General features: G+C 68.7%; 22 protein-coding genes. 11 read left to right on the top strand and 11 right to left on the bottom strand.

The window, feature by feature from the left end:
* Window positions 1-34: 34 nt before the first annotated feature.
* The 3 genes from meaB to DI276_RS18170 are packed head-to-tail and all read right to left on the bottom strand — an operon-like array spanning window position 35 to window position 4,849.
* Window positions 35-1,027, bottom strand: a complete 993-nt coding sequence (gene meaB / locus DI276_RS18160; protein ID WP_112264836.1) for a methylmalonyl Co-A mutase-associated GTPase MeaB — start codon at window positions 1,025-1,027, stop codon at window positions 35-37.
* Window positions 1,020-3,155, bottom strand: a complete 2,136-nt coding sequence (gene scpA / locus DI276_RS18165) for a methylmalonyl-CoA mutase (RefSeq protein ID WP_112264838.1) — start codon at window positions 3,153-3,155, stop codon at window positions 1,020-1,022. Before scpA ends, meaB begins: the two co-directional genes overlap by 8 nt.
* Window positions 3,152-4,849: a methylmalonyl-CoA mutase family protein gene (locus DI276_RS18170; RefSeq protein ID WP_112264840.1), complete on the bottom strand. Its 1,698-nt coding sequence runs from the start codon at window positions 4,847-4,849 to the stop codon at window positions 3,152-3,154. Before DI276_RS18170 ends, scpA begins: the two co-directional genes overlap by 4 nt.
* Window positions 4,850-4,985: 136 nt before the next feature.
* Between DI276_RS18170 and DI276_RS18175 the strand changes: the two genes are divergently transcribed.
* From DI276_RS18175 to DI276_RS18185, 3 genes are all read left to right on the top strand, one after another.
* Window positions 4,986-6,599 carry a serine/threonine-protein kinase gene (locus DI276_RS18175; RefSeq protein ID WP_232836736.1) on the top strand — a complete coding sequence of 538 codons (1,614 nt, stop codon included), beginning with the start codon at window positions 4,986-4,988 and terminating at the stop codon, window positions 6,597-6,599.
* Between the two features lie 172 nt (window positions 6,600-6,771).
* Entirely contained in the window at window positions 6,772-7,563 is a 792-nt protein-coding gene (locus DI276_RS18180) for a purine-nucleoside phosphorylase (protein WP_112264844.1), read from the top strand.
* Window positions 7,560-9,161, top strand: a complete 1,602-nt coding sequence (locus DI276_RS18185; RefSeq protein WP_112264846.1) for a phospho-sugar mutase — start codon at window positions 7,560-7,562, stop codon at window positions 9,159-9,161. Before DI276_RS18180 ends, DI276_RS18185 begins: the two co-directional genes overlap by 4 nt.
* Before the next feature lie 26 nt (window positions 9,162-9,187).
* Here the strand turns inward: DI276_RS18185 and DI276_RS18190 are convergent, their stop codons facing one another.
* Complete coding sequence (locus tag DI276_RS18190; RefSeq protein WP_232836737.1) at window positions 9,188-9,523, bottom strand: hypothetical protein; 336 nt, start codon at window positions 9,521-9,523, stop codon at window positions 9,188-9,190.
* Window positions 9,524-9,544: 21 nt separating this feature from the next.
* Entirely contained in the window at window positions 9,545-10,171 is a 627-nt protein-coding gene (locus DI276_RS18195) for a class I SAM-dependent methyltransferase (protein ID WP_232836738.1), read from the bottom strand.
* Window positions 10,172-10,191: 20 nt separating this feature from the next.
* Here DI276_RS18195 and DI276_RS18200 point away from each other — a divergent pair, with 20 nt between their 5' ends.
* Together DI276_RS18200 and DI276_RS18205 are read left to right on the top strand one after the other, a co-directional pair.
* Window positions 10,192-10,659: a hypothetical protein gene (locus DI276_RS18200; protein WP_157984785.1), complete on the top strand. Its 468-nt coding sequence runs from the start codon at window positions 10,192-10,194 to the stop codon at window positions 10,657-10,659.
* The gene (locus DI276_RS18205) at window positions 10,659-11,111 is read left to right on the top strand and encodes a flavodoxin family protein (RefSeq protein WP_112264854.1); all 453 of its coding nucleotides are present in this window, start codon (window positions 10,659-10,661) and stop codon (window positions 11,109-11,111) included. The genes DI276_RS18200 and DI276_RS18205 overlap by 1 nt, the downstream gene beginning before the upstream one ends.
* 70 nt (window positions 11,112-11,181) lie before the next feature.
* Here the strand turns inward: DI276_RS18205 and DI276_RS18210 are convergent, their stop codons facing one another.
* From DI276_RS18210 to DI276_RS18225, 4 genes are read right to left on the bottom strand one after another with little or no spacing between them, the layout of a single operon-like run.
* Window positions 11,182-12,102: an aldo/keto reductase gene (locus tag DI276_RS18210; protein ID WP_112265003.1), complete on the bottom strand. Its 921-nt coding sequence runs from the start codon at window positions 12,100-12,102 to the stop codon at window positions 11,182-11,184.
* Window positions 12,103-12,149: 47 nt separating this feature from the next.
* Window positions 12,150-12,527, bottom strand: coding sequence for a MerR family transcriptional regulator (locus DI276_RS18215; protein ID WP_112264856.1), 378 nt, complete (start codon window positions 12,525-12,527; stop codon window positions 12,150-12,152).
* Between the two features lie 34 nt (window positions 12,528-12,561).
* Window positions 12,562-12,948: a type II toxin-antitoxin system death-on-curing family toxin gene (locus tag DI276_RS18220; RefSeq protein WP_112264858.1), complete on the bottom strand. Its 387-nt coding sequence runs from the start codon at window positions 12,946-12,948 to the stop codon at window positions 12,562-12,564.
* A 32-nt stretch (window positions 12,949-12,980) separates the two neighbouring features.
* Window positions 12,981-13,187 carry a ribbon-helix-helix protein, CopG family gene (locus DI276_RS18225; RefSeq protein ID WP_030470728.1) on the bottom strand — a complete coding sequence of 69 codons (207 nt, stop codon included), beginning with the start codon at window positions 13,185-13,187 and terminating at the stop codon, window positions 12,981-12,983.
* A gap of 56 nt (window positions 13,188-13,243) precedes the next feature.
* Between DI276_RS18225 and DI276_RS18230 the strand changes: the two genes are divergently transcribed.
* Window positions 13,244-13,828, top strand: a complete 585-nt coding sequence (locus DI276_RS18230) for a TetR/AcrR family transcriptional regulator (protein WP_112264860.1) — start codon at window positions 13,244-13,246, stop codon at window positions 13,826-13,828.
* Between the two features lie 71 nt (window positions 13,829-13,899).
* Here DI276_RS18230 and DI276_RS18235 read toward each other — a convergent pair whose 3' ends face one another.
* Together DI276_RS18235 and upp are read right to left on the bottom strand one after the other, a co-directional pair.
* Window positions 13,900-15,192 (bottom strand): glycoside hydrolase family 18 protein, encoded by a 1,293-nt coding sequence (locus tag DI276_RS18235; RefSeq protein ID WP_112264862.1) that lies wholly within the window; start codon window positions 15,190-15,192, stop codon window positions 13,900-13,902.
* A 94-nt stretch (window positions 15,193-15,286) separates the two neighbouring features.
* A complete protein-coding gene (upp, locus tag DI276_RS18240) occupies window positions 15,287-15,910 on the bottom strand; it encodes a uracil phosphoribosyltransferase (protein ID WP_112264864.1) in 624 nt (207 codons plus the stop codon).
* Window positions 15,911-15,943: 33 nt separating this feature from the next.
* Between upp and DI276_RS18245 the strand changes: the two genes are divergently transcribed.
* The 5 genes from DI276_RS18245 (at window position 15,944) to DI276_RS18265 (ending at window position 19,177) form a co-directional block, all read left to right on the top strand.
* A complete protein-coding gene (locus tag DI276_RS18245; protein ID WP_157984786.1) occupies window positions 15,944-16,546 on the top strand; it encodes a maleylpyruvate isomerase N-terminal domain-containing protein in 603 nt (200 codons plus the stop codon).
* Window positions 16,547-16,579: 33 nt separating this feature from the next.
* Window positions 16,580-17,572, top strand: a complete 993-nt coding sequence (locus DI276_RS18250) for a Gfo/Idh/MocA family protein (RefSeq protein WP_232836739.1) — start codon at window positions 16,580-16,582, stop codon at window positions 17,570-17,572.
* Window positions 17,573-17,636: 64 nt separating this feature from the next.
* The gene (locus DI276_RS18255) at window positions 17,637-18,116 is read left to right on the top strand and encodes a SigE family RNA polymerase sigma factor (protein ID WP_112264870.1); all 480 of its coding nucleotides are present in this window, start codon (window positions 17,637-17,639) and stop codon (window positions 18,114-18,116) included.
* Window positions 18,117-18,160: 44 nt separating this feature from the next.
* Window positions 18,161-18,877 carry a hypothetical protein gene (locus DI276_RS18260; protein ID WP_157984787.1) on the top strand — a complete coding sequence of 239 codons (717 nt, stop codon included), beginning with the start codon at window positions 18,161-18,163 and terminating at the stop codon, window positions 18,875-18,877.
* A 102-nt stretch (window positions 18,878-18,979) separates the two neighbouring features.
* Window positions 18,980-19,177, top strand: a complete 198-nt coding sequence (locus tag DI276_RS18265) for a hypothetical protein (protein WP_157984788.1) — start codon at window positions 18,980-18,982, stop codon at window positions 19,175-19,177.

Consider the following 19,177-nt stretch of genomic DNA (forward strand, 5'->3'; position numbering starts at 1 on the left):
CACGATTGAAGGTCACCCAAACTAGTTACAACGGCTACCGAGAGTCCGATTGGAACGCCCGCAGAATCTCCTCTGCGGCCAGCGTCGCGGTGAGCTCTCCAGACCTGACCTTCTCTTCCAGAGAGGGCGCCAACGCGCGCACAGCAGTGCTCTCCCGCACCTGCCGCCACAGTTCGTCGTGGACCATCATCCAGGTCCATTCGACCTGTTGACGGCGACGGCGCTCATCCAGCTCACCAGCGTCGGTCAAGGTCGACCGGTGTTCCAGCACGCGGGACCACAGCTCTTCGAGCCCGTTCCCGGTGAGTCCGGAACACGTCAGCACGGGCGGGTGCCACAACGCGTCGGGCGGGCGGAGGAGTTTGAGGGCTCCAGCCAGCTCGCGCGCGGCCTTGCGGGCGTCCAGCTCGTGCTCGCCGTCGGCCTTGTTGACCGCGATGACGTCCGCGAGCTCCAGGATGCCCTTCTTGATGCCCTGCAGCTGGTCACCGGTGCGCGCCAGGGTGAGGAACAGCGAGCAGTCCGTCATGTTCGCGACGGCCACCTCCGACTGCCCGACCCCGACGGTCTCGACCAGCACCACGTCGAAGCCCGCGGCCTCGACCAGCACGATCGTCTCGCGGGTGGCCTGCGCGACACCGCCGAGCGTGCCGGACGTCGGCGAGGGCCGGATGAACGCGTTCTCGTTCACCGACAGCCGCTGCATGCGCGTCTTGTCGCCCAGAATGCTGCCGCCGGTGCGGGTGGACGACGGGTCGACGGCGAGCACCGCGACCCGGTGGCCCTGCTCGGTGAGCATCGTGCCGAGCGCATCGATGAAGGTCGACTTGCCCACGCCGGGCACGCCGGTGATGCCGACCCTGATCGCGTTGCCGGACTTCGGCAACAGCTCGATCAGCAGCTCCTGCGCTTTTTCCCGGTGGTCCGCCCGCTTGGACTCGACCAGCGTGATCGCCCTCGCGAGCACACCGCGCTTGCCCTCGAGGACGCCCTTGGCGAGTTCGGCGACGTCGATCACCCTAGCCATGGTGGCCGAGCTGCCCTGCGAGTTTCACCAGAAGGTCCTTGGCCGCGTCCGCGATCACGGTGCCGGGCGGGAAGATCGCCGACGCACCCGCCGCGTACAGCTCGTCGAAGTCCTGCGGCGGGATCACACCACCGACGACGATCATGATGTCCTCGCGTTCGAGCTTGGCGAGCTCTTGACGCAGCGCGGGCACCAGCGTGAGGTGGCCTGCCGCCAGCGAGGACACGCCGACGATGTGCACGTCCGCCTCGACGGCCTGGCGCGCGACCTCCTCCGGCGTCTGGAACAGCGGGCCGACGTCGACGTCGAAGCCGAGGTCCGCGAACGCCGTCGCGATCACCTTCTGGCCGCGGTCGTGCCCGTCCTGCCCCATCTTGGCGACGAGGATGCGCGGCCGGCGGCCTTCTTGTTCCGCGAACGCCTCGACGACCTCGCGGCAGGCGTCCACGTTGGACACTTGACCGACCTCCTGCCGGTAGACCCCGGTGATCGTGCGGATCTGCGCGCTGTGCCGGCCCCACACCTTGCCGAGCGACTCGGAGATCTCCCCGACGGTCGCCTTGGCGCGCGCCGCGTTGATCGCCAGCTCCAGCAGGTTGCCGTGGCCCTGCGCGGCGTTCGTCAGCTGCTGGAGCGCACTGTCCACAGCGGACTCGTCGCGTTCTTCCCTGAGCCTGCGCAGCTTTTCGAGCTGCTGCGCGCGCACGCCGGCGTTGTCGACCTTGAGGACGTCGATCTGCTCATCGTTGGTCACCAGGTACTTGTTGACGCCGATCACGGGCTGCCGGCCGGAGTCGATGCGCGCCTGCGTGCGGGCAGCGGCCTCCTCGATGCGCAGCTTCGGGATGCCCTCGTCGATCGCGCGGGCCATGCCACCGGCCTTCTCGACCTCGGTGATGTGCTCCCACGCCTTCCGCGCGAGCTCGTTGGTGAGGCGTTCGACGTACGCGCTGCCGCCCCACGGGTCGATCACGCGGGTGGTGCCGGACTCCTGCTGGAGCAGCAGCTGCGTGTTGCGGGCGATGCGTGCGGAGAAGTCGGTCGGCAGCGCCAGTGCCTCGTCGAGTGCGTTGGTGTGCAACGACTGCGTGTGGCCCTGCGTCGCCGCCATCGCCTCGACGCACGTGCGCGCGACGTTGTTGAACACGTCCTGCGCGGTGAGCGACCAGCCGCTGGTCTGGCAGTGCGTGCGCAGGCTCAGGGACTTCGCGGACTTCGGTTCGAAGGTCTGCACGAGCTTCGACCAGAGCAGGCGCGCCGCCCGCATCTTGGCGATCTCCATGAAGAAGTTCATGCCGATCGCCCAGAAGAAGCTGAGCCGCGGCGCGAACGCGTCCACGTCCAGGCCTGCTTCTCGTCCGGCGCGGATGTACTCGACGCCGTCCGCGAGCGTGTAGGCCAGCTCCAGGTCGGCGGTCGCTCCGGCCTCCTGCATGTGGTAGCCGGAGATCGAGATGGAGTTGAACTTCGGCATGTGGCTGCTGGTGAAGCTGAAGATGTCGGAGATGATCCGCATCGACGGCTGCGGCGGGTAGATGTAGGTGTTGCGGACCATGAACTCCTTGAGAATGTCGTTCTGGATGGTCCCCATGAGCTGTTCCGGCTTCACCCCCTGCTCCTCCGCCGCGACCACGAACAGGGCGAGAACGGGCAGCACCGCGCCGTTCATCGTCATCGACACGGACATCTTGTCCAGCGGGATGCCGTCGAACAGCGTGCGCATGTCGTAGATCGAGTCGATCGCGACGCCCGCCATGCCGACGTCACCGGCCACGCGCGGGTGGTCCGAGTCGTAGCCGCGGTGCGTGGCGAGGTCGAACGCGACACTCAGACCCTTCTGGCCCGCCGCGAGGTTGCGGCGGTAGAAGGCGTTCGACTCCTCAGCCGTCGAGAAACCCGCGTACTGCCGGACGGTCCACGGCTGGTTGACGTACATCGTGGGGTACGGCCCGCGCAGGAACGGCGCGATGCCGGGGTACGTCTGCAGGAAGTCCAGTCCGTCCACATCGGACGGTCCGTAGACCGGCTTGACCGCGATGCCCTCCGGCGTCTCCCACGCCGGCAGGTCGGTCTCGTACTTCGCCGACGGGAGCGGGCCGAGGTCGATGTCCGCGAAGTTGGGGATCATCGCTCCACTCCCAGGAAGTCGAAGGTGCTGTTCAGGATTTCCAGGGCCGGGCAGCCCATGTACACGTAGCCGTCGACATTTGCGTCTGACTTCTTGCCTGCCAGGAGTACCCGTTCGGCTCCCGCTGCACGCAGGGCCTCTTCCGTCGGGACGGCCTGGTCGGCGTAGCTGGTGTCACTGCCGCAGATGATCGCGATGCGCGCTCCTGAGGCCTTGAACTTCTCGGCCACTTCTTCTGGCGTTTTGGTCGGGCCCGCGTTGGGGGTGGCGAAACCGCCGGCGTTGAAGAGGTTGGCGGCGAAGGTGGCTCGCGCGGTGTGGGCGGCCACCGGGCCGAGGGTGGCCAGGAAGACCTGCGGGCGTTCCGGCTGAGCGTCGGCCAGGTCGCGGAGTTCCTCGAAGGCCTGGGCGTACCGAACTCTCGGCAAACCACCGGTGGGCAGTTCAGGAGCAGGTTCGCGGACGACCGGCTTCTCGGTCAGGTTCGGGAACTCGCTGACACCCGTGATCGGGTCGCTCCGATCCGCGAGCCGGGCCGAACGCGCAGCCCACGTCGCGGCGATCCGGTCCCGGACCAAGCCCTGCGCGGCGGAGAATCCACCCGCCCGCTCGATCTCCTGGAACCACGACCAGGCGTGTGCGGCCAGCTCGTCGGTCAGCTTCTCGACGTACCAGGACCCGGCCGCCGGATCGATCACCTCACCGAGGTGCGACTCCTCCAGCAGCAGGTTCTGCGTGTTGCGCGCGACCCGCCGGGCGAACTCGTCCGGCAGCCCGATCGCCGCGTCGAACGGCTGCACCGTCACGGCGTCCGCACCACCAAGGCCGGCGGCCAGCGTCGCCACCGTGGTGCGCAGCATGTTCACCCACGGATCGCGGCGGGTCATCATCGCGGACGACGTCACGGCGTGCTGCACCTGCGGCACGTCCACGCCGGACACCTCGGCAACGCGCGCCCACAACCGGCGCGCGGCACGGAGCTTGGCGATGGTCATGAACTGGTCGGCGGTCGCGGCGTAGCGGAACTCCAGCTGCGCGAACGCCTGCTCGACAGTCAGCCCGGCGTCCGTCAGGGCCCGCAGGTACGACACGGCCAGGGCCAGCGAGGCGCCCAGCTCTTCGGAGTCCGAACCGCCCGCGTCGTGGAACGGCAGCGCGTCCACCACCACGGTCCGCAGCGACGGGAACTGCTCGCAGGCCTGCTTGGTGACGTCGAGCGCATCACCGAAAGGAGTGAGTGCCAGGTTGCCGCGCACGTCCGAAGCCAGCACCGGCGCCTGGTCGTAGATCCGCAGCATGGCCCGCGCCGCGTCGACGTCGCCGTCCAGCACGATCGGGGCGAGGTCGAGGTAGACGCCGTCGAGCACCCGTTCCAAAGACTGAGCCGGCAGCGCGAGCCACAACGACGTGACGCCGCCCTCGAGGTCGTTCATCAGGGCGACCGGGTCGGGCACGGTGTGGCGCTGGCGGACGTCCCAGCCCTGCTTGACCGGCGCCAACGCGTACGGAGGCAGCGCGTCGTCGAGCGTGTAGAGCGGCTGGAGCTCGATGCCGTCGTACGTCTTCGTGACCAGGGAGTCGTAGCTCGCGCCGGTCTTGCGAAGGACGGCGTCGACCATCTCTCGCCACTGTTCCCGCGACGCCGCGGGGAACTCGTTCGGGCGGAATTCGGCGGGCAAGGCCAACTCCATCATGCGTTGCAGTGTTACCGACCAGTACCGACACGGCTATGTGAGGTTCACCGCCGTTAACGATGCAGTGGTGTTCGCGGACCCGTGCAGCGGCCCTCAGTGTCTCAGGAAGAATGAACATGTGGAGGACCAGGAGCGCTTGATCGCGGCTAGGTACCGGCTGCTGCACCTGCTGGGTCAGGGCTCGATGGGCACCGTCTGGGCTGCTCACGACGAGGTGCTGCGCAGGCAGGTCGCGGTCAAGGGGATCCTGCGGCCGCCGGGCATGCCCGACATCGCCGCCGACGAGCTGCGGGAACGGACCATGCGCGAGGCACGTGCCGTCGCCGCGCTCTCGCACCCGAACCTGGTGACGCTTTACGACGTCGTCCAGCACGACGGCGACCCGTACGTGGTGATGGAGCTCGTGCCGTCGCGCAGCCTCGGCGAGATCCTGCAGGAACAGGGCTGCCTCACCGAGAAGCAGGGCGCGGCGGTCATCGACGCGATCGCGGCGGCGCTGGCGTCGGCGCACCGGGCCGGCATCACGCACCGCGACGTGAAGCCCGGCAACGTGCTGATCGCGGACGACGGGCGGGTCAAGCTCACCGACTTCGGCATCGCGCGCAACGTAGCCGAGGCCACGATGACCGCGCGCGGGATCACGCTGGGCACGCCCGCCTACATCGCGCCCGAGGTCGCGCAGGGCGGCGATGTCTCGGAGGCCGCGGACCGGTGGTCGCTCGGCGCCACGATGTGGGCCGCGATGGCCGGCGAGCCGCCGTACGTGGGCAAGAACGTCATGCAGACGATCAACGCCGTGATCCACGGCGACGTGCCGGTGCCCGCGGGTGCCGGGCGGCTCGCGCCGGTGATCAGCGGGTTGATGCAGAAGGAGCCGTCGGAGCGCATGTCGCTGGTCGACGTGCGGCGGAAGGTCTACCAGCTGCTGCCCGAGCCGGGGACGGACGCGTTCGAGGTCCGCGAGTCCGTGCCGCTGCCGGTGGTCGTGCGGCCGAAGCCGAAGATCGAGCCGGACGCACCGCTGGCCGACGACCCGGGCCCGTTGCCGTTCATGCTCACCGAGCCGATCCGGCCCCAGCGCCGGCGCGGCCGGGTCGCCACGACGTTCATGCTGGTCGCGGCGCTTCTGCTGTTCGTGGCCGGCTCGGGCGGCGGGTTCGCGCTGACCCGGCTGGCGGCGGGGGCGTCGCTGCTGCCGCCGATCGAGCAGACGGTGCAGACGCTGCCGACCCTGCCCACGTCCGCGACGCTGGAGCCGCGCACCGCCTCGGCCGTGACGGCGATCGGTGACCAGGGCGGGAAGTTCACGCTGAACGTCGAGAAGAGCTGGTCGATGTACGCGGAGCAGCGCGCGGCCGACAAGCTGATGCCCGCGTCGTCGGTCGTGCACTTCGTGTCGGCCACCGGCGCGTACGAGGTCGCGGTGCAGCGGTTCCCCGACTTCTACCCGAAGCGCTCGATCAGCCAGTACATCGCGAGTGTGCAGACGCGGTGGCCGAACCGGTTCTTCGGCGGCGAGAAGGTGCTGACGCCGAACCTCGCGGGGCCGCGCAACGAGGACGGCATCCAGTTCATCTACAAGACGGTGGAGGGTGACGGCACGGAGGCGCTGGGACGGTCGCACTTCTCGCGGGTGCTGCCGTACGGCAACGACCTGTGGGTGGTCGAGGTCATAGTGCCGACCGAGCAGCAGGACGAGGCGCGCGTGCGACTGTTCGACGCGATCGCCTCCACCTTCGCCCCGGTGTAAGCCGTGTCCTGTGGGTCACGTCCGCGATAGCCGCGCCCGAGGGGGTCCCTGACGGCACCGCCGCGTCTCCCGAATACGCCCGGTATGAGGGAGACGCGGCGGCACCGCCAGGAACCCGCTCGAACACGACTCTCATCGGACAGACCCACAGGACACGGCTTACGCTCTCGCGGTGACTCCAGAAGAGCTGGCCGGCAAGGCCGCGGAAGAGATCCAGAGCCGCACCGGCGTGGCCAAGCACGACATCGCGATCGTGCTCGGCTCCGGCTGGCGGCCCGCCGCCGACGTGATCGGCGACCCGATCAGCGAAATCCCCGTTGGTGAGCTGGAAGGCTTCGAGGCGCCGACCGCGCTCGGCCACGGCGGCACCATCCGTTCCGTCGAGGTGGGCGGCAAGAAGGTCCTCGTCGTCCTCGGCCGCACCCACGGCTACGAGGGCAAGGGCGTCCAGAAGGTCGTCCACGGCGTGCGCACCGCCGCTGCAGCCGGCGTGTCGACGATCGTGCTGACCAACGCCGCCGGTGGCCTGCGCCAGGGCATGTCGGTAGGGCAGCCCGTGCTGATCTCCGACCACCTCAACCTGACCTCGCTGTCGCCGTTGGTCGGCGCGCGGTTCGTGGACCTCACGGACCTGTACTCGCCGCGGCTGCGCAAGCTCGCGCAGGAGATCGACCCGTCGCTGGAGGAGGGCGTGTACGCCGGTCTGCCCGGCCCGCACTTCGAGACGCCCGCCGAGATCCGGATGCTGCGCACGATGGGCGCTGACCTGGTTGGCATGTCGACGGTGCACGAGGCGATCGCCGCGCGTGCCGAGGGTGTCGAGGTGTTCGGGTTGTCGCTGGTCACGAACCTCGCGGCGGGCATCACCGGTGAGCCGCTGAACCACCAGGAGGTGCTGGACGCCGGTGCCGCCGCCGCTCAGCGCATGGGCACGCTGCTGCGCGAGCTGGTGGACCGGGCATGAGCCTGACGCCGGCACTGCGTGACGCGACGTTCCGGTGGATCGCTGACGACCCCTCCGCGGCAACCCGCGAGGAGCTGCAGGGGGTGCTGGCCCGCGCGATGGGCGGTGACGCCGCTGCGCTGGAGGACTTGCAGGACCGCATGGCCGGCCCGTTGACGTTCGGCACCGCCGGGCTGCGCGGGCCGGTGCGGGCGGGCACCAACGGCATGAACGTGGCGACGGTGGTCCGCACGACCGCCGGGCTGGCGTCGTGGCTCGGGACTTCCGGGCTGGTGTTCGTCGGGCGTGATGCCCGGCACGGGTCGGAGGAGTTCTGCGCGGCTGCCGCCGAGGTCATGGCCGCGGCGGGCTTCGACGTACGCGTACTGCCCGGCCCGTTGCCCACGCCGGTGCTGGCCTTCCTGGTTCGCCGGCACGGTGCGGTGGCGGGGATCCAGATCACCGCGTCGCACAACCCGCCCGCGGACAACGGGTACAAGCTCTACCTGTCCGGTGGCTCGCAGATCGTGCCGCCGGCGGACGGCGAGATCGAGAAGGCGATCGAGGCTGTTCCGGCGGCTGTTTCGGTGCCTCGAAACGCTTCTTACGCAACGGTTTCCGAGGCCGAGATCGACGAGTACCTGGAACGGGCGGCATCGCTGCCGCGCCAGAACTCGCGTGACCTGAAGATCGCGTTGACGCCGATGCACGGCGTCGGTGGCGCGTTCGCCGTGGAAGCGTTGCGGCGCGCGGGTTTCACCGACGTGCACGTGGTGCGGTCGCAGGCGGTGCCGGACCCGGACTTCCCGACCGTGGTGTTCCCGAACCCCGAGGAGCCCGGCGCGTCCGACGAGCTGCTTTCCCTTGCGGCGTCAGTGGATGCGGACCTGGCGATCGCTCTGGACCCGGACGCTGACCGGTGCGCGCTGGGGGTGAAGGACGGCGACACGTGGCGGATGCTGCGCGGCGACGAGACCGGCGTGCTGCTCGGCTCGCTCGTGCTGTCGACCACCGAGTCCGCGGATCCGTTGGTGGCGACGACGATCGTCTCGTCCTCGCTGCTGAAGTCGATCGCGGCCGCGCACGGTGCCCGGTACGCGGAGACGTTGACCGGCTTCAAGTGGCTGGCACGGGCCGGTGAGGGCCTGGTGTTCGCTTACGAGGAAGCCCTCGGCAACTGCGTCGATCCCGAGCACGTGGCCGACAAGGACGGCATCTCGGCCGCTGTGGTGGCCGCCGATCTCGCGGCCGGTCTGAAGGCCTCCGGTCGCACGTTGCTGGACGCGCTCGACCAGCTCGCGGTGGACCACGGCCTGCACCTGACCGACCAGGTCTCGTTGCGGTACACCGATCTGTCGCTGATCGGCGCGACGATGGCCCGGCTGCGCGCCGAGCCTCCGGCGGACTTCGCGTCGGAAGACCTGCTGCCCGGCGCGGACGTGCTGCGCTGGACCGCCGATGGCGTGCGCGTGATCGTGCGGCCGTCCGGCACCGAGCCGAAGCTCAAGGCGTACCTGGAAGTCGTCGAGCCGGTCACGGACGGACTGGAGTCCGCCCGTGCCACGGCTCGGCAACGGCTCGAGGTGCTGCGGGAACGGGTGACCGAGCTGGTCAGCTAGTTGGCGTGGCCCCTAGCCGGCGCCGGTCAGCCGGACAGCGCGATCAGCAGGCAGAGCACGGCAAGAGCGAAGCCCCCGCCGGCCACCCAGTAGGCCCTTCTGGTCGGCGGGGCGATCGCGTTGCGACGCCCCTCGGTGACCGCCGCGACGGCGATCCGCCCGAAGATGTAGGCGACCGTGCAGAGCCCCACGCCGAGTCCGAGCAACATCGTGTTGACGTCCCACGGGCTGTGGTCGAACCCCGGCCACAGCGACGCGAAGAGGGGCCCGATGCCGATCATCCCGATGCCGACCGCAAGGCCGAACCCCCAGGTGATGCGACGCTGACGAGGACTGGTGGTCATAAGGGCGGTGGTCTTCATGGTCCCTCCTGTGTACACCCACTAAGACGTCTGACCGGCCGCGGGGTTCCGTTTGCAGAGCAACAAGAACGCCTGCGGTCCGCCTTCGTCCACGCCCTTCTGACGTTGCAGGCGCGCCACTTCGTTGAAGCCGGCTTCGGTCGCGTTGCGCACGGTCTCGTCGATGTCGTGCCAGTAGACGTTCAGGTCCACGTCGTGGCCGTACGCGTGGGTCAGGTGCCTCTTCTGGTTACCCAGCTTGAAGGCGTGCAACAGGTGTCCGCCGGGTTCGAGGACGCGGTGGAACTCCTGCCAGGGCACTTCGGCCGCGGGCATGTGCACCGTGGAGTACCAGACCACCGCGCCGCCGAGGCTGTCGTCCTCCAGGTCCAGCTTCGTGATGTCGCCCTGCCTGAAGCTGAGGTGCGGGTACAGCTTTCGCGCCTGGTCGACCATGCCGTCGGACAGGTCGACGCCGAACGCGTCCTTGCCGAGCTCGTGCAGGTGCTGGGTGATCCGGCCGGTGCCGCAGCCGAGGTCGCCGACCGGGCCCTCGGTGAGCTCGGCGAACGCCCGCATGATCGCGGCGTCGAGCGGCCGGCCGTCGTGCGCGTCCGGGAGGAACTCGGCGTAGCTGGCGGCAACAATGTCGTAGGAGGCGCGGGTCATGGTCATCTATGTTGCCGCCCATGGAGTACACGCGGCGTGACCTAGCCCAGGCCGTGCTCGACGCACACCCGGCCAGCAAGCGCGGCCTCAACATGTTCTACGGCGCATTCAGCGACGACATGAAGAAGCACCAGGTCGGGATGCGGAACGGCCTGCTGGCGGCGTTCGGCGTCGACCTCGACTCCAACATGGCGATGAAGATGATGCTGAACGCCACGATCGAGTCGAACGCGGCCATCACCGGCCCGATGAGCGGCTTCGGCGAGGCCGGCCTGCTCATCCGCAGGCTCGAGGGCAGCGGTGTCCTCGACAAGGTGGACGAGATCTACGCGCTGAACGAGATGTCGAAGAAGGTGCACCTCGACATCGTCGAAGAGCTGCTCGGCATCGTGGACTCCACAATCGAGTCGGTCACCACCGAGGACCTGATCGCGCTCGGCGTGAACGTCACACCGCCGAAGACCGACGACTACGAGATGGACTACTGATGGCCCGCCTGCTGATCGTCCACCACACGCCGTCGCCGGCCGTCCAGGCGATGTTCGAGGCGGTCGTCGCCGGCGCGTCCACACCCGAGATCGAGGGCGTCGAGGTGGTCCGGCGAGCCGCGTTGTCCACAACCGCTGTGGACGTCCTGGAGGCCGACGGCTATCTGCTGGGCACGCCCGCGAACCTCGGCTACATGAGCGGCGCGCTGAAGCACTTCTTCGACACCGTCTACTACCCGTGCCTGGACTCCACGCGCGGCCGGCCGTACGGGTTGTACGTGCACGGCAACAACGACACAGCGGGTGCGGTGCGCGGTGTGGAGGCGGCCACGACCGGGCTGGGCTGGGAGAAGGCGGCCCAGCACGTGCTCGTCACGGGTGAGCCGTCGAAGGCCGACTTGGAGGCGTGCTGGGAGCTCGGCGCCACGGTCGCAGCCCAGTTGTCCACATGAACCCAGGGTTGTCCACAGCCTCTTGTCCCCAACCTGTGGACAACCCTGGGGATGCTTTCGAACGTATGTTCTAGCGACCCACGGAGCTCATGTCCGGGTACCGGTCACCGGCGACGGCCGAAGCCGGCACCGCGGCCTCGATCGCCGCGAGATCGTCGGCGGACAACGACAGCGAAGCCGCCGCCACGTTCTCCTCCAGGTACTTGATCCGCTTGGTGCCCGGAATCGGCACCACGTCGTCGCCCCGGTGCTGCACCCACGCCAGCGCCAGCTGCCCGGCCGTCACGCCACGCTCCTCAGCCAACGCACGCAGGTCCTCCACCATCTTCAGATTGGTGTCGAGGTTCGCGCCCGAGAACCGCGGCTGCGCGACGGCACGGTAGTCGCCGTCCCCGAAGTCGGCGGCGGATGCGAACCGCCCGGTCAGCACCCCACGTCCCAAAGGCGAGTAGGGCACCAGACCGATGCCCAGCTCACGGGCGGTCGGCACGATCTCGGCCTCGATGTCGCGCGACCACAGCGACCACTCGCTCTGCAGCGCCGTGATCGGGTGCACCGCGTGAGCCCTGCGCAACGTCTCAGTGCCCGCCTCGGACAGGCCCAGGAAGCGGACCTTGCCCTCGGTCACCAGCTCGGCCATCGCGCCGACGGTCTCCTCGATCGGCGTGTCCGCCGGCACCCGGTGCAGGTAGTACAGGTCGATCACGTCAACGCCGAGCCGCTTCAGCGAGCCCTCGACGGAAGAGCGCACGTAGTCGCGGTCGCCGCGGATCGAGCGGGTGCCGCCCGGCTCGCGCACGATGCCGAACTTCGTGGCCAGCACGACGTCCGAACGACGGTCCGCGATCGCGCGGCCCACCAGTTCCTCGTTGACATAAGGCCCGTACATGTCGGCCGTGTCGATCAGCGTGACGCCGAGCTCCAACGCACGGTGGATCACCGCGATCGACTCGGTCTCGTCGCCGGCGCCGTAGAACTCCGACATTCCCATGCAGCCGAGCCCCTGCGGGCCGACCTCCAACGATCCCAACAAACGGCTCACGCCGTCGCCTCCAAGTCCCGCTCGACCAGCGCGTAGTGGTCGATCTTGTAGTCGAGCACCTCCAGGCACGTCTGCAGCTCCGCGATGCGGGCGCGGACGTCGTTGCGGTGCTCCACGAGGATTTGCTTGCGGCGGCCTGCCGTCAGGTCGCCCTTGTGCCTGAGCTGCGCGAACTCGCGCATCATGCGGATCGGCATGCCGGTCGTGCGCAGGCGCGTCACGAAGGCCAGCCAGCCGAGATCTTCTTCCGAGTAGCTGCGACGCCCACCCGAGTCACGCGCGGGCGGGTCGACGAGCCCGATTCGTTCGTAGTAGCGCAAGGTGTCGATGGACAACCCACTGCGCTGCGCGGCTTGGGCGATCGAGTAGCTCACGGACTCGACGCTAAGACCTAGAGCGCGCTCTAGGTCAAGCGGAATCCTTCGGGAGTCCCCACGCTTCGAGATGGCCGGCCATCTCCGGCACGTCGATCTTGTCGCGGCCCAGGGCGCGGACGAGGCCCAGCGCATCGTCCTCGTCGGCGTCGATCCAGTAGCCGTTGATGTCGCACATCGTGACGGCGGAGACCCAGCCGAGCCGCCAGTTTCCCTCGACCAGGGGGCGGGTTCGCACGATCGAGTCGAGTAAAGCGGAGGACTTCAACCACAGCGTGTCGTAAGCCTCCACGCCGAGCACGGTGGCGCGGGGACGGTAGGCCGCCGTGTCCAGCAGACCGATGTCCCGGACGACGAGGTCGCCGCCGGTCACGGCCGTGGCCAGCACCAAGAGGTCCCCGGCGTCGAGGTAGGAGATCACGGCACCCAGTTGATCACAGAGGTCTGACAGTTTCAGGAAGATCCGAGCCTATCCAAAAGACCTCGGTACTTGGGCAGGACTCGCCCCAGAACCTCGCCGAGCTTTTCTTCCTGCTGCATGCGCTGGTAACGGTCCGCGATCGCGAGCCGCACGACCTCCTGCTTGGAGCGCCCCTCGGCCTGCGCCAGTTCAGCGAGCCGCAGGTTCTCCTCTTCGGTCAACCGCAAGGTCATCGCCATTCCAGGCACGGTACCAATGTGATACCACTCAGGCCAGCGACCGTTAGGATTGCGTGATGCCCAGGCCCAAGACCCACGACGACGCGCTGCGCCGGCGTCTGCTGGAGCGGGCGGGCGAGTTGCTCAGCACCGAGGGCCCTGCCGCGGTGAGCCTGCGCAAGATCGCCACCGACGTCAACACGTCGACCACGGCGGTCTATTCCCTCTTCGGCGGCAAACCCGCGTTGCTCGAAGCGCTCTACGACGAGGCGTTCAGCCGGTTCGGCGCGCACCTGCGGGCGGTGCCGGTCACCGACGACCCCGCGGAGGACCTGGTCCAGATCGGGCTGGCGTACCGGCGCAGCGCGCTCGCGGACCCGCAGTTCTACTCGGTGCTCTACTCGAAGGTCGTCGAGCCGTCGAAGGCGATGAGCCGCGCGGCGGGCAGGACGTTCGCACCGGTGATCGACACGGTGCGCCGGGCCGTCGAGCAGAAGGTGTTCCTGGCCGAGGAACCCGAGCAGATCGCGATGTCGATGTGGGGCATCGCGCACGGCCTGGTGAGCCTGGAGCTCAACGGCAACCTGCCGCCGGGCGTCGACGCCGCCGCCACGTACGAGCTGGCGTTGCGCGCGCACGGCAGAGGTTGGCTCAACCACTGACGGAATCCGGGGAGGCGGCCGCCGCGAAACCTCCCCGGACCCGCTGAACTGTCCGATCCGGACAGTCCGTCTCACCTCAAGGCGCCGTCCAGTGCCTTGATCAGCTCGCCGTCCGCGGTGTCACCGTCGAGCGACCAGACCATCGCGCCACCCAACCGGTTGGCGTTGATGTAGCGAGCCTTGCGCTTCATCTCGGTCGCGTCGTCGTAGGTCCACCACGTCGTGCCGTCGTAGATCCACGCGAAGCCGGCGCGCTCGTCGCGGTAGATCTTGTAGCCGGGCTCCGACAGCTTGGTCTTGAGCTTGTGGAAGTCCTCGTAGCCCGCCTCGTACGTGGCCGGCGCCGGCGTACCAGGGCTGAACAGGCCGTTGCGCTCGCCCGGCGCCACCCCGGTCCAGCCGCGGCCGTAGAACGGCACACCGAGCACGGCCTTCGAACGCGGCGCACCCCGCGAGAGCCACGCCTTGACCGTCACCTCGGAGCTGAACTCGAACTCCGACGGGTCGCCCTTGGGCACGCGCAGCGCGGACTGCTGGTTCGCCGGGGCGTCCCAAGCACCGTGGTAGTCGTAGCCCTGCAGCGTGCCGAAGGTGAGGTAGCAGAACACCTTCGAGACCTCGAAGCCGCGGTCGACCTGCACCGGGTCGGCCGGCAGGAACGCGGTCAGGTCGCGGTTCCAGCCCATCTGCTTGCGGTACTCGGCGAGCAGCTTGGTGAAGTTCTGCTTGTCCTCTGGACGCACGACGTTGGGCGGGTCCATGTTGCCGTTGCTGGCAGGCCACTCCCAGTCGAGGTCGATGCCGTCGAAGACGCCCTTCGCGGCACCCTCCGGCAGACCGGGGAGGTTGCCCTTGATCCACATGTCCGTGCACGACTTGACGTGCGCGGCGCGCGACTCGGCGGTCAGCGCGGCGTTGGAGAACCAGCGCGAGCCCGTCCAGCCGCCCAGCGAGATGTTGACCTTCAGCTTGGGGTACTTCGCCTTGAGCTGCTTGAGCTGGTTCAGGTTGCCCATCAGCACCTGGCCGGCCTCGTCGGCCTTGCCGCTCACGGACTGCTCCGCGGTGTGGGGCATCTGCCAGTCGGCCCACGGGTCGGCGCTGACGCACTTCCCCGACTCGTCGAGGAAACCGAAGGCGTAGTTCAGGTGCGTGAGCCGCGCGGCGGCCCCGCTGTCGACGAGGTTCTTGACCCGGAAGTTCCGGCCGTACACGCCCCACTGGATGAAGTACCCGACGGTGCGGGCCTTCGAGTAGCCGTGGTGCCCATTGGTCTCGACATCGGCGTTCGCCGGCGTATAAGCCAGCGACGCGGACAGGGCGCCGACCGCGAGGGCGGCGACACCCCATCTCCGTCTGGACATGGTTCTCCTAGATCGATGGCGGCAGCGGCGATGTGGTCCTGAGCACGTTAGCTCTGAGGTCTAGACCACTGCTACGTCCGATCGGAGGTATGTCCTAAACCGCTCCGTACAGACGGTCACCGGCATCGCCCAGACCAGGCACGATGAAGCCGGAGTCGTTCAACCGCTCGTCCACCGAAGCCGTGATGAGACGAACTGGCAGCTTCGAGTCCTCGAGGTGGTTGATGCCCTCGGGCGCCGCGAGCACGCACACCGCCGTCACGTCGGTCGCGCCGCGCTGGGTCAGCAACCGGATCGTGTACGCCATCGAGCCGCCGGTCGCGAGCATCGGGTCGAGCACGAACACCGGGCGTCCGGCGAGGTCCTCCGGCAGCGACTCCATGTACGGCGTCGGCTGCAACGTCTCCTCGTCGCGCGCGAGCCCGACGAACCCCATCTGGGCGTCCGGGATCAGCTTGTGCGCCTGGTCCGCCATGCCCAGCCCGGCCCGCAGCACCGGCACCAGCAGCGGCGGGTTCGCGAGCTTGTAACCGGTGGTGCGCGCGACCGGCGTGTGCGTGCGCTCCTCGGTCACCGGCGCCTCGCGCATGGCTTCGTAGACCAGCATGACGGTGAGTTCCTGCAGCGCGGCGCGGAAAGCGGCGTTGTCCGTGCGCGCGTCGCGCATGGTTGTGAGTCTCGCCTTGGCGAGTGGATGATCGACGACGAGGACGTCCATGCCCGACACCGTAACCGCTGGGAGGAGCTAGGGGTGTTCGAAGAGATCTACCGGGAGTCCCGGCAGCGCACCGCGGGGCTCGCGATGGGGTTGAGCGGGGAAGACCTGGCCCGCACGGTGCCCGCGTGTCCTGAGTGGACCGTGCACCAGCTCATCGCGCACCTCGCCGGCGTCGCGGCCGACACCACCGCCGGCCGGCTCGACGGCGCCCCCGGACCCGAGTGGACGGCGCGGCACGTCGCCGAGCGCGCGGACGTGCCGGTGCTCGACCTGCTGGAGCAGTGGAACACCGACGGCGACAAGCTGACCAAGACCCCCACGCAGATGGTGATGGACGCCGTGGCGCACGAAGCAGACTTGCGCGCGGTGCTCGGGCGCGAACGCGTGCCGGACCACGTCTGGCAGGTCCTGCTGACCGGCATCGTCACGCGGTACCTCACCGACCTGACCGTCAAGACGGAGTTCGGCGCGATCGGCGAGGGCCCGGTGGTCGTCGAGGTGGACGGCTACGAGTTCTGGCGCGCGTTCTTCGGCCGGCGCTCCCGCGAGCAGATGGAGTCGTGGAGCTGGTCGACGCCGTTCCCGGTCGAGGAAGCGACGTTCTTCCAGCCGCGCGCAACCGATCTGAAGGAGTGAACGCCGTTAACCATGGGGTGTAGGGTCGGCCGGGTGACAGACCACGTGCGCATCGGAGTGCTCGGCGCGGCCATGATCACGCCGCCCGCAGTCATCCGTCCGGCCCGATCCTCGACCGTCGCCGAAGTAGTGGCGGTCGCCGCGCGATCCTCCGCGCGCGCCCAGGCTTTCGCCGACAAGCACGGCATTCCGCGCGTGCACGGTTCGTACGAGGACCTGCTCGCGGATCCCGCGGTCGACGCCGTCTACAACCCGCTGCCGAACGGTCTGCACGGCAAATGGACGCTCGCCGCATTGGCAGCCGGCAAGCACGTGCTGTGCGAGAAGCCGTTCACCGCCAACGCTTTGGAAGCCGCCACGGTCGCCGACGCCGCTCGCGGTTCCGGACTCGTGGTGATGGAAGCGTTCCACTACCGCTACCACCCGCTGGCGATGCGCGTGGACGAGATCATGCGCTCCGGTGTTCTCGGGCCGCTCCGGCACGTCGAGGCGTCCGTCTGCTTCCCGCTGCCGATGTTCTCCAACATCCGCTACGACTACTCGCTCGCGGGCGGCGCGATGATGGACGCGGGCTGCTACGCCGTGCACATGGCGCGGCTGCTGGGCGGCGAGGAGCCGGAGGTCCGTTCCGCACGGGCGTTGCTGCGCGGGCCCTCCATCGACCGGGCGATGCGCGCTTCGTTGCGCTTTCCCTCTGGCCACACGGGTTCCGTGCACGCGTCGCTGTGGTCGTCGACGGTGCTGAAGCTGTCGATGAAGGCGATCGGCGAGAACGGCACGTTGAGCGTGTTCAACCCGCTCGGGCCGCACGCGTTCCACCGCTTGTCGCTGCGGCTCAAGGGAAGGACCTCCACGGAGACGTTCGGGCGGCGCGCGACCTACGCCTACCAGCTCGACGCGTTCACCGACGCGGTGCTGCACGGCAAGCCGTTCCCGACGACCGCGGACGACGCGGTGCGGAACATGACCGTGATCGACTCGATTTACCGGGCGGCCGGACTGCCGCTGCGCCAGCCGACTCCGTGACGCAGGTCACCCAACCCGCACTCCCCCTCGCCGTGTCTTGAGTGTGGACAGATGAGGGGGAGGGTTGGCTGACAACGAGTACACCGAGTACGTCACGGCAGCACTGCCCTGGTTGCGGCGCACGGCCTACCTGCTCTGCGGTGACGTGCACCAAGCCGACGACGTCGTGCAGGTCGCGATCACGCGGCTGTACACGAGCTGGCGGAAGGCTCGCAGCGCCGACAACCTCGACGCGTACGTGCGCGCGATCCTGGTCCGCACGTTCCTCAACGAGCGCAGGCGTCCGTGGAGCCGGGTTCGGTTGTCCGAGCGCGTCGACGAACTGCGGACCGTCGCGAATCCGGACTACGAGACCCGCGAGGAGATCCGGGTCGCGCTGACGCGGATGCCGCCGGGGCAACGCGCGGTGCTCGTCCTGCGGTTCCTGTGCGATCAGCCGGTGGCCGAGGTCGCACGCGCTCTGCAGTGCTCGGAAGGCACCGTGAAGAGCCAGACCGCCGCCGGACTGACGGCACTGCGCACACAGTTGGGAGTGACTCGGTGATGCCAGAAGAGGACGGCGCACGGCTGTTGGGACCGTTGCGAACCATGGACGTTCCCGCTTCCGACGGTGTCAGCGTGGCGCGGGCGATCCGTTCGGGCAAGCGCACCAAGGCGGTGCGGGTGGCGGCGGCCGGGGTGTTCGTGCTGATCATCGCGGGCGTGCTGCCGCTGCTGGTCCGGCCGGCCCCCGATCCGGTGGCCGCCGGGACGTTCGACCCGCTGGTGCGCACGATCAGCGTGGCTCCGGCCGGAGGGTTCCGGCCGCAGACCTACATCACCGGGCGCGAAAGCCAGATGATCCTGCTGACACCGGACAGCAGGAGCTACGAGTCCGCGCACGTCGTGGTGAACGCGCCGGGCGCGGTGGGGGCACCGTCGGGCGAGCCGACGCCGGACATCAACGGCAGGCGCGCGCTGTGGACGGGCACGAACGTCGCGGTCGAATGGCAGCGCGACGCGTGGGCCTTCATCCAAGTGCAGGGGTTCCCGGACGACCGCGACAGGGCCCGGCTGCTGGCGGAGAGCCTGAGGTTCGACGAGCGCGTGCAGATCAAGGTCCCGTTCACCGTTGAGACTTCGTGGCAGCTCGACGGCGTTCGCGACACCGAGGGGATCATCGAGCTGGTGTTCACCAACGGCGTTCGTCTCGGGATGAACGGCGTCTTGGGGCCCGCGCCGGGCCGGGTGACGAAGGCCGAGATGGACGCACTGGGGGACTCGGTGCGGCCCGCTGACCCTCCGGTGACGAATCCGTTGCGCTGACACCACCCGATTCGGTGGCTATCGAACCCGATCCGGGAGTCAAGAATCGACAAAGCGACTCCGAAATGTCTCGTAGCCAGTTGAGACGCGGAGGTGCGAACGGTGACGATCGAGCAGAAGCCCGTCCAGCAGTTGTGTGAATCCCCGCTGCTCATCTTGGGTGTGTCGGCGTCAGTCGCCGTGTTGATCGGGGTGCTGCCGGTGACGTGGGGCTACAGCCCGGCGCTGGCTTCCGCTTTGGCCGCGCTGCTGGTTCTCGCCTTCGCGATCACGGTCAAGTACGCACCGAACAGGAAGTAA

It is taken from the genome of Lentzea terrae, from assembly GCF_003265345.1.
Lineage (GTDB): Bacteria > Actinomycetota > Actinomycetes > Mycobacteriales > Pseudonocardiaceae > Lentzea > Lentzea terrae.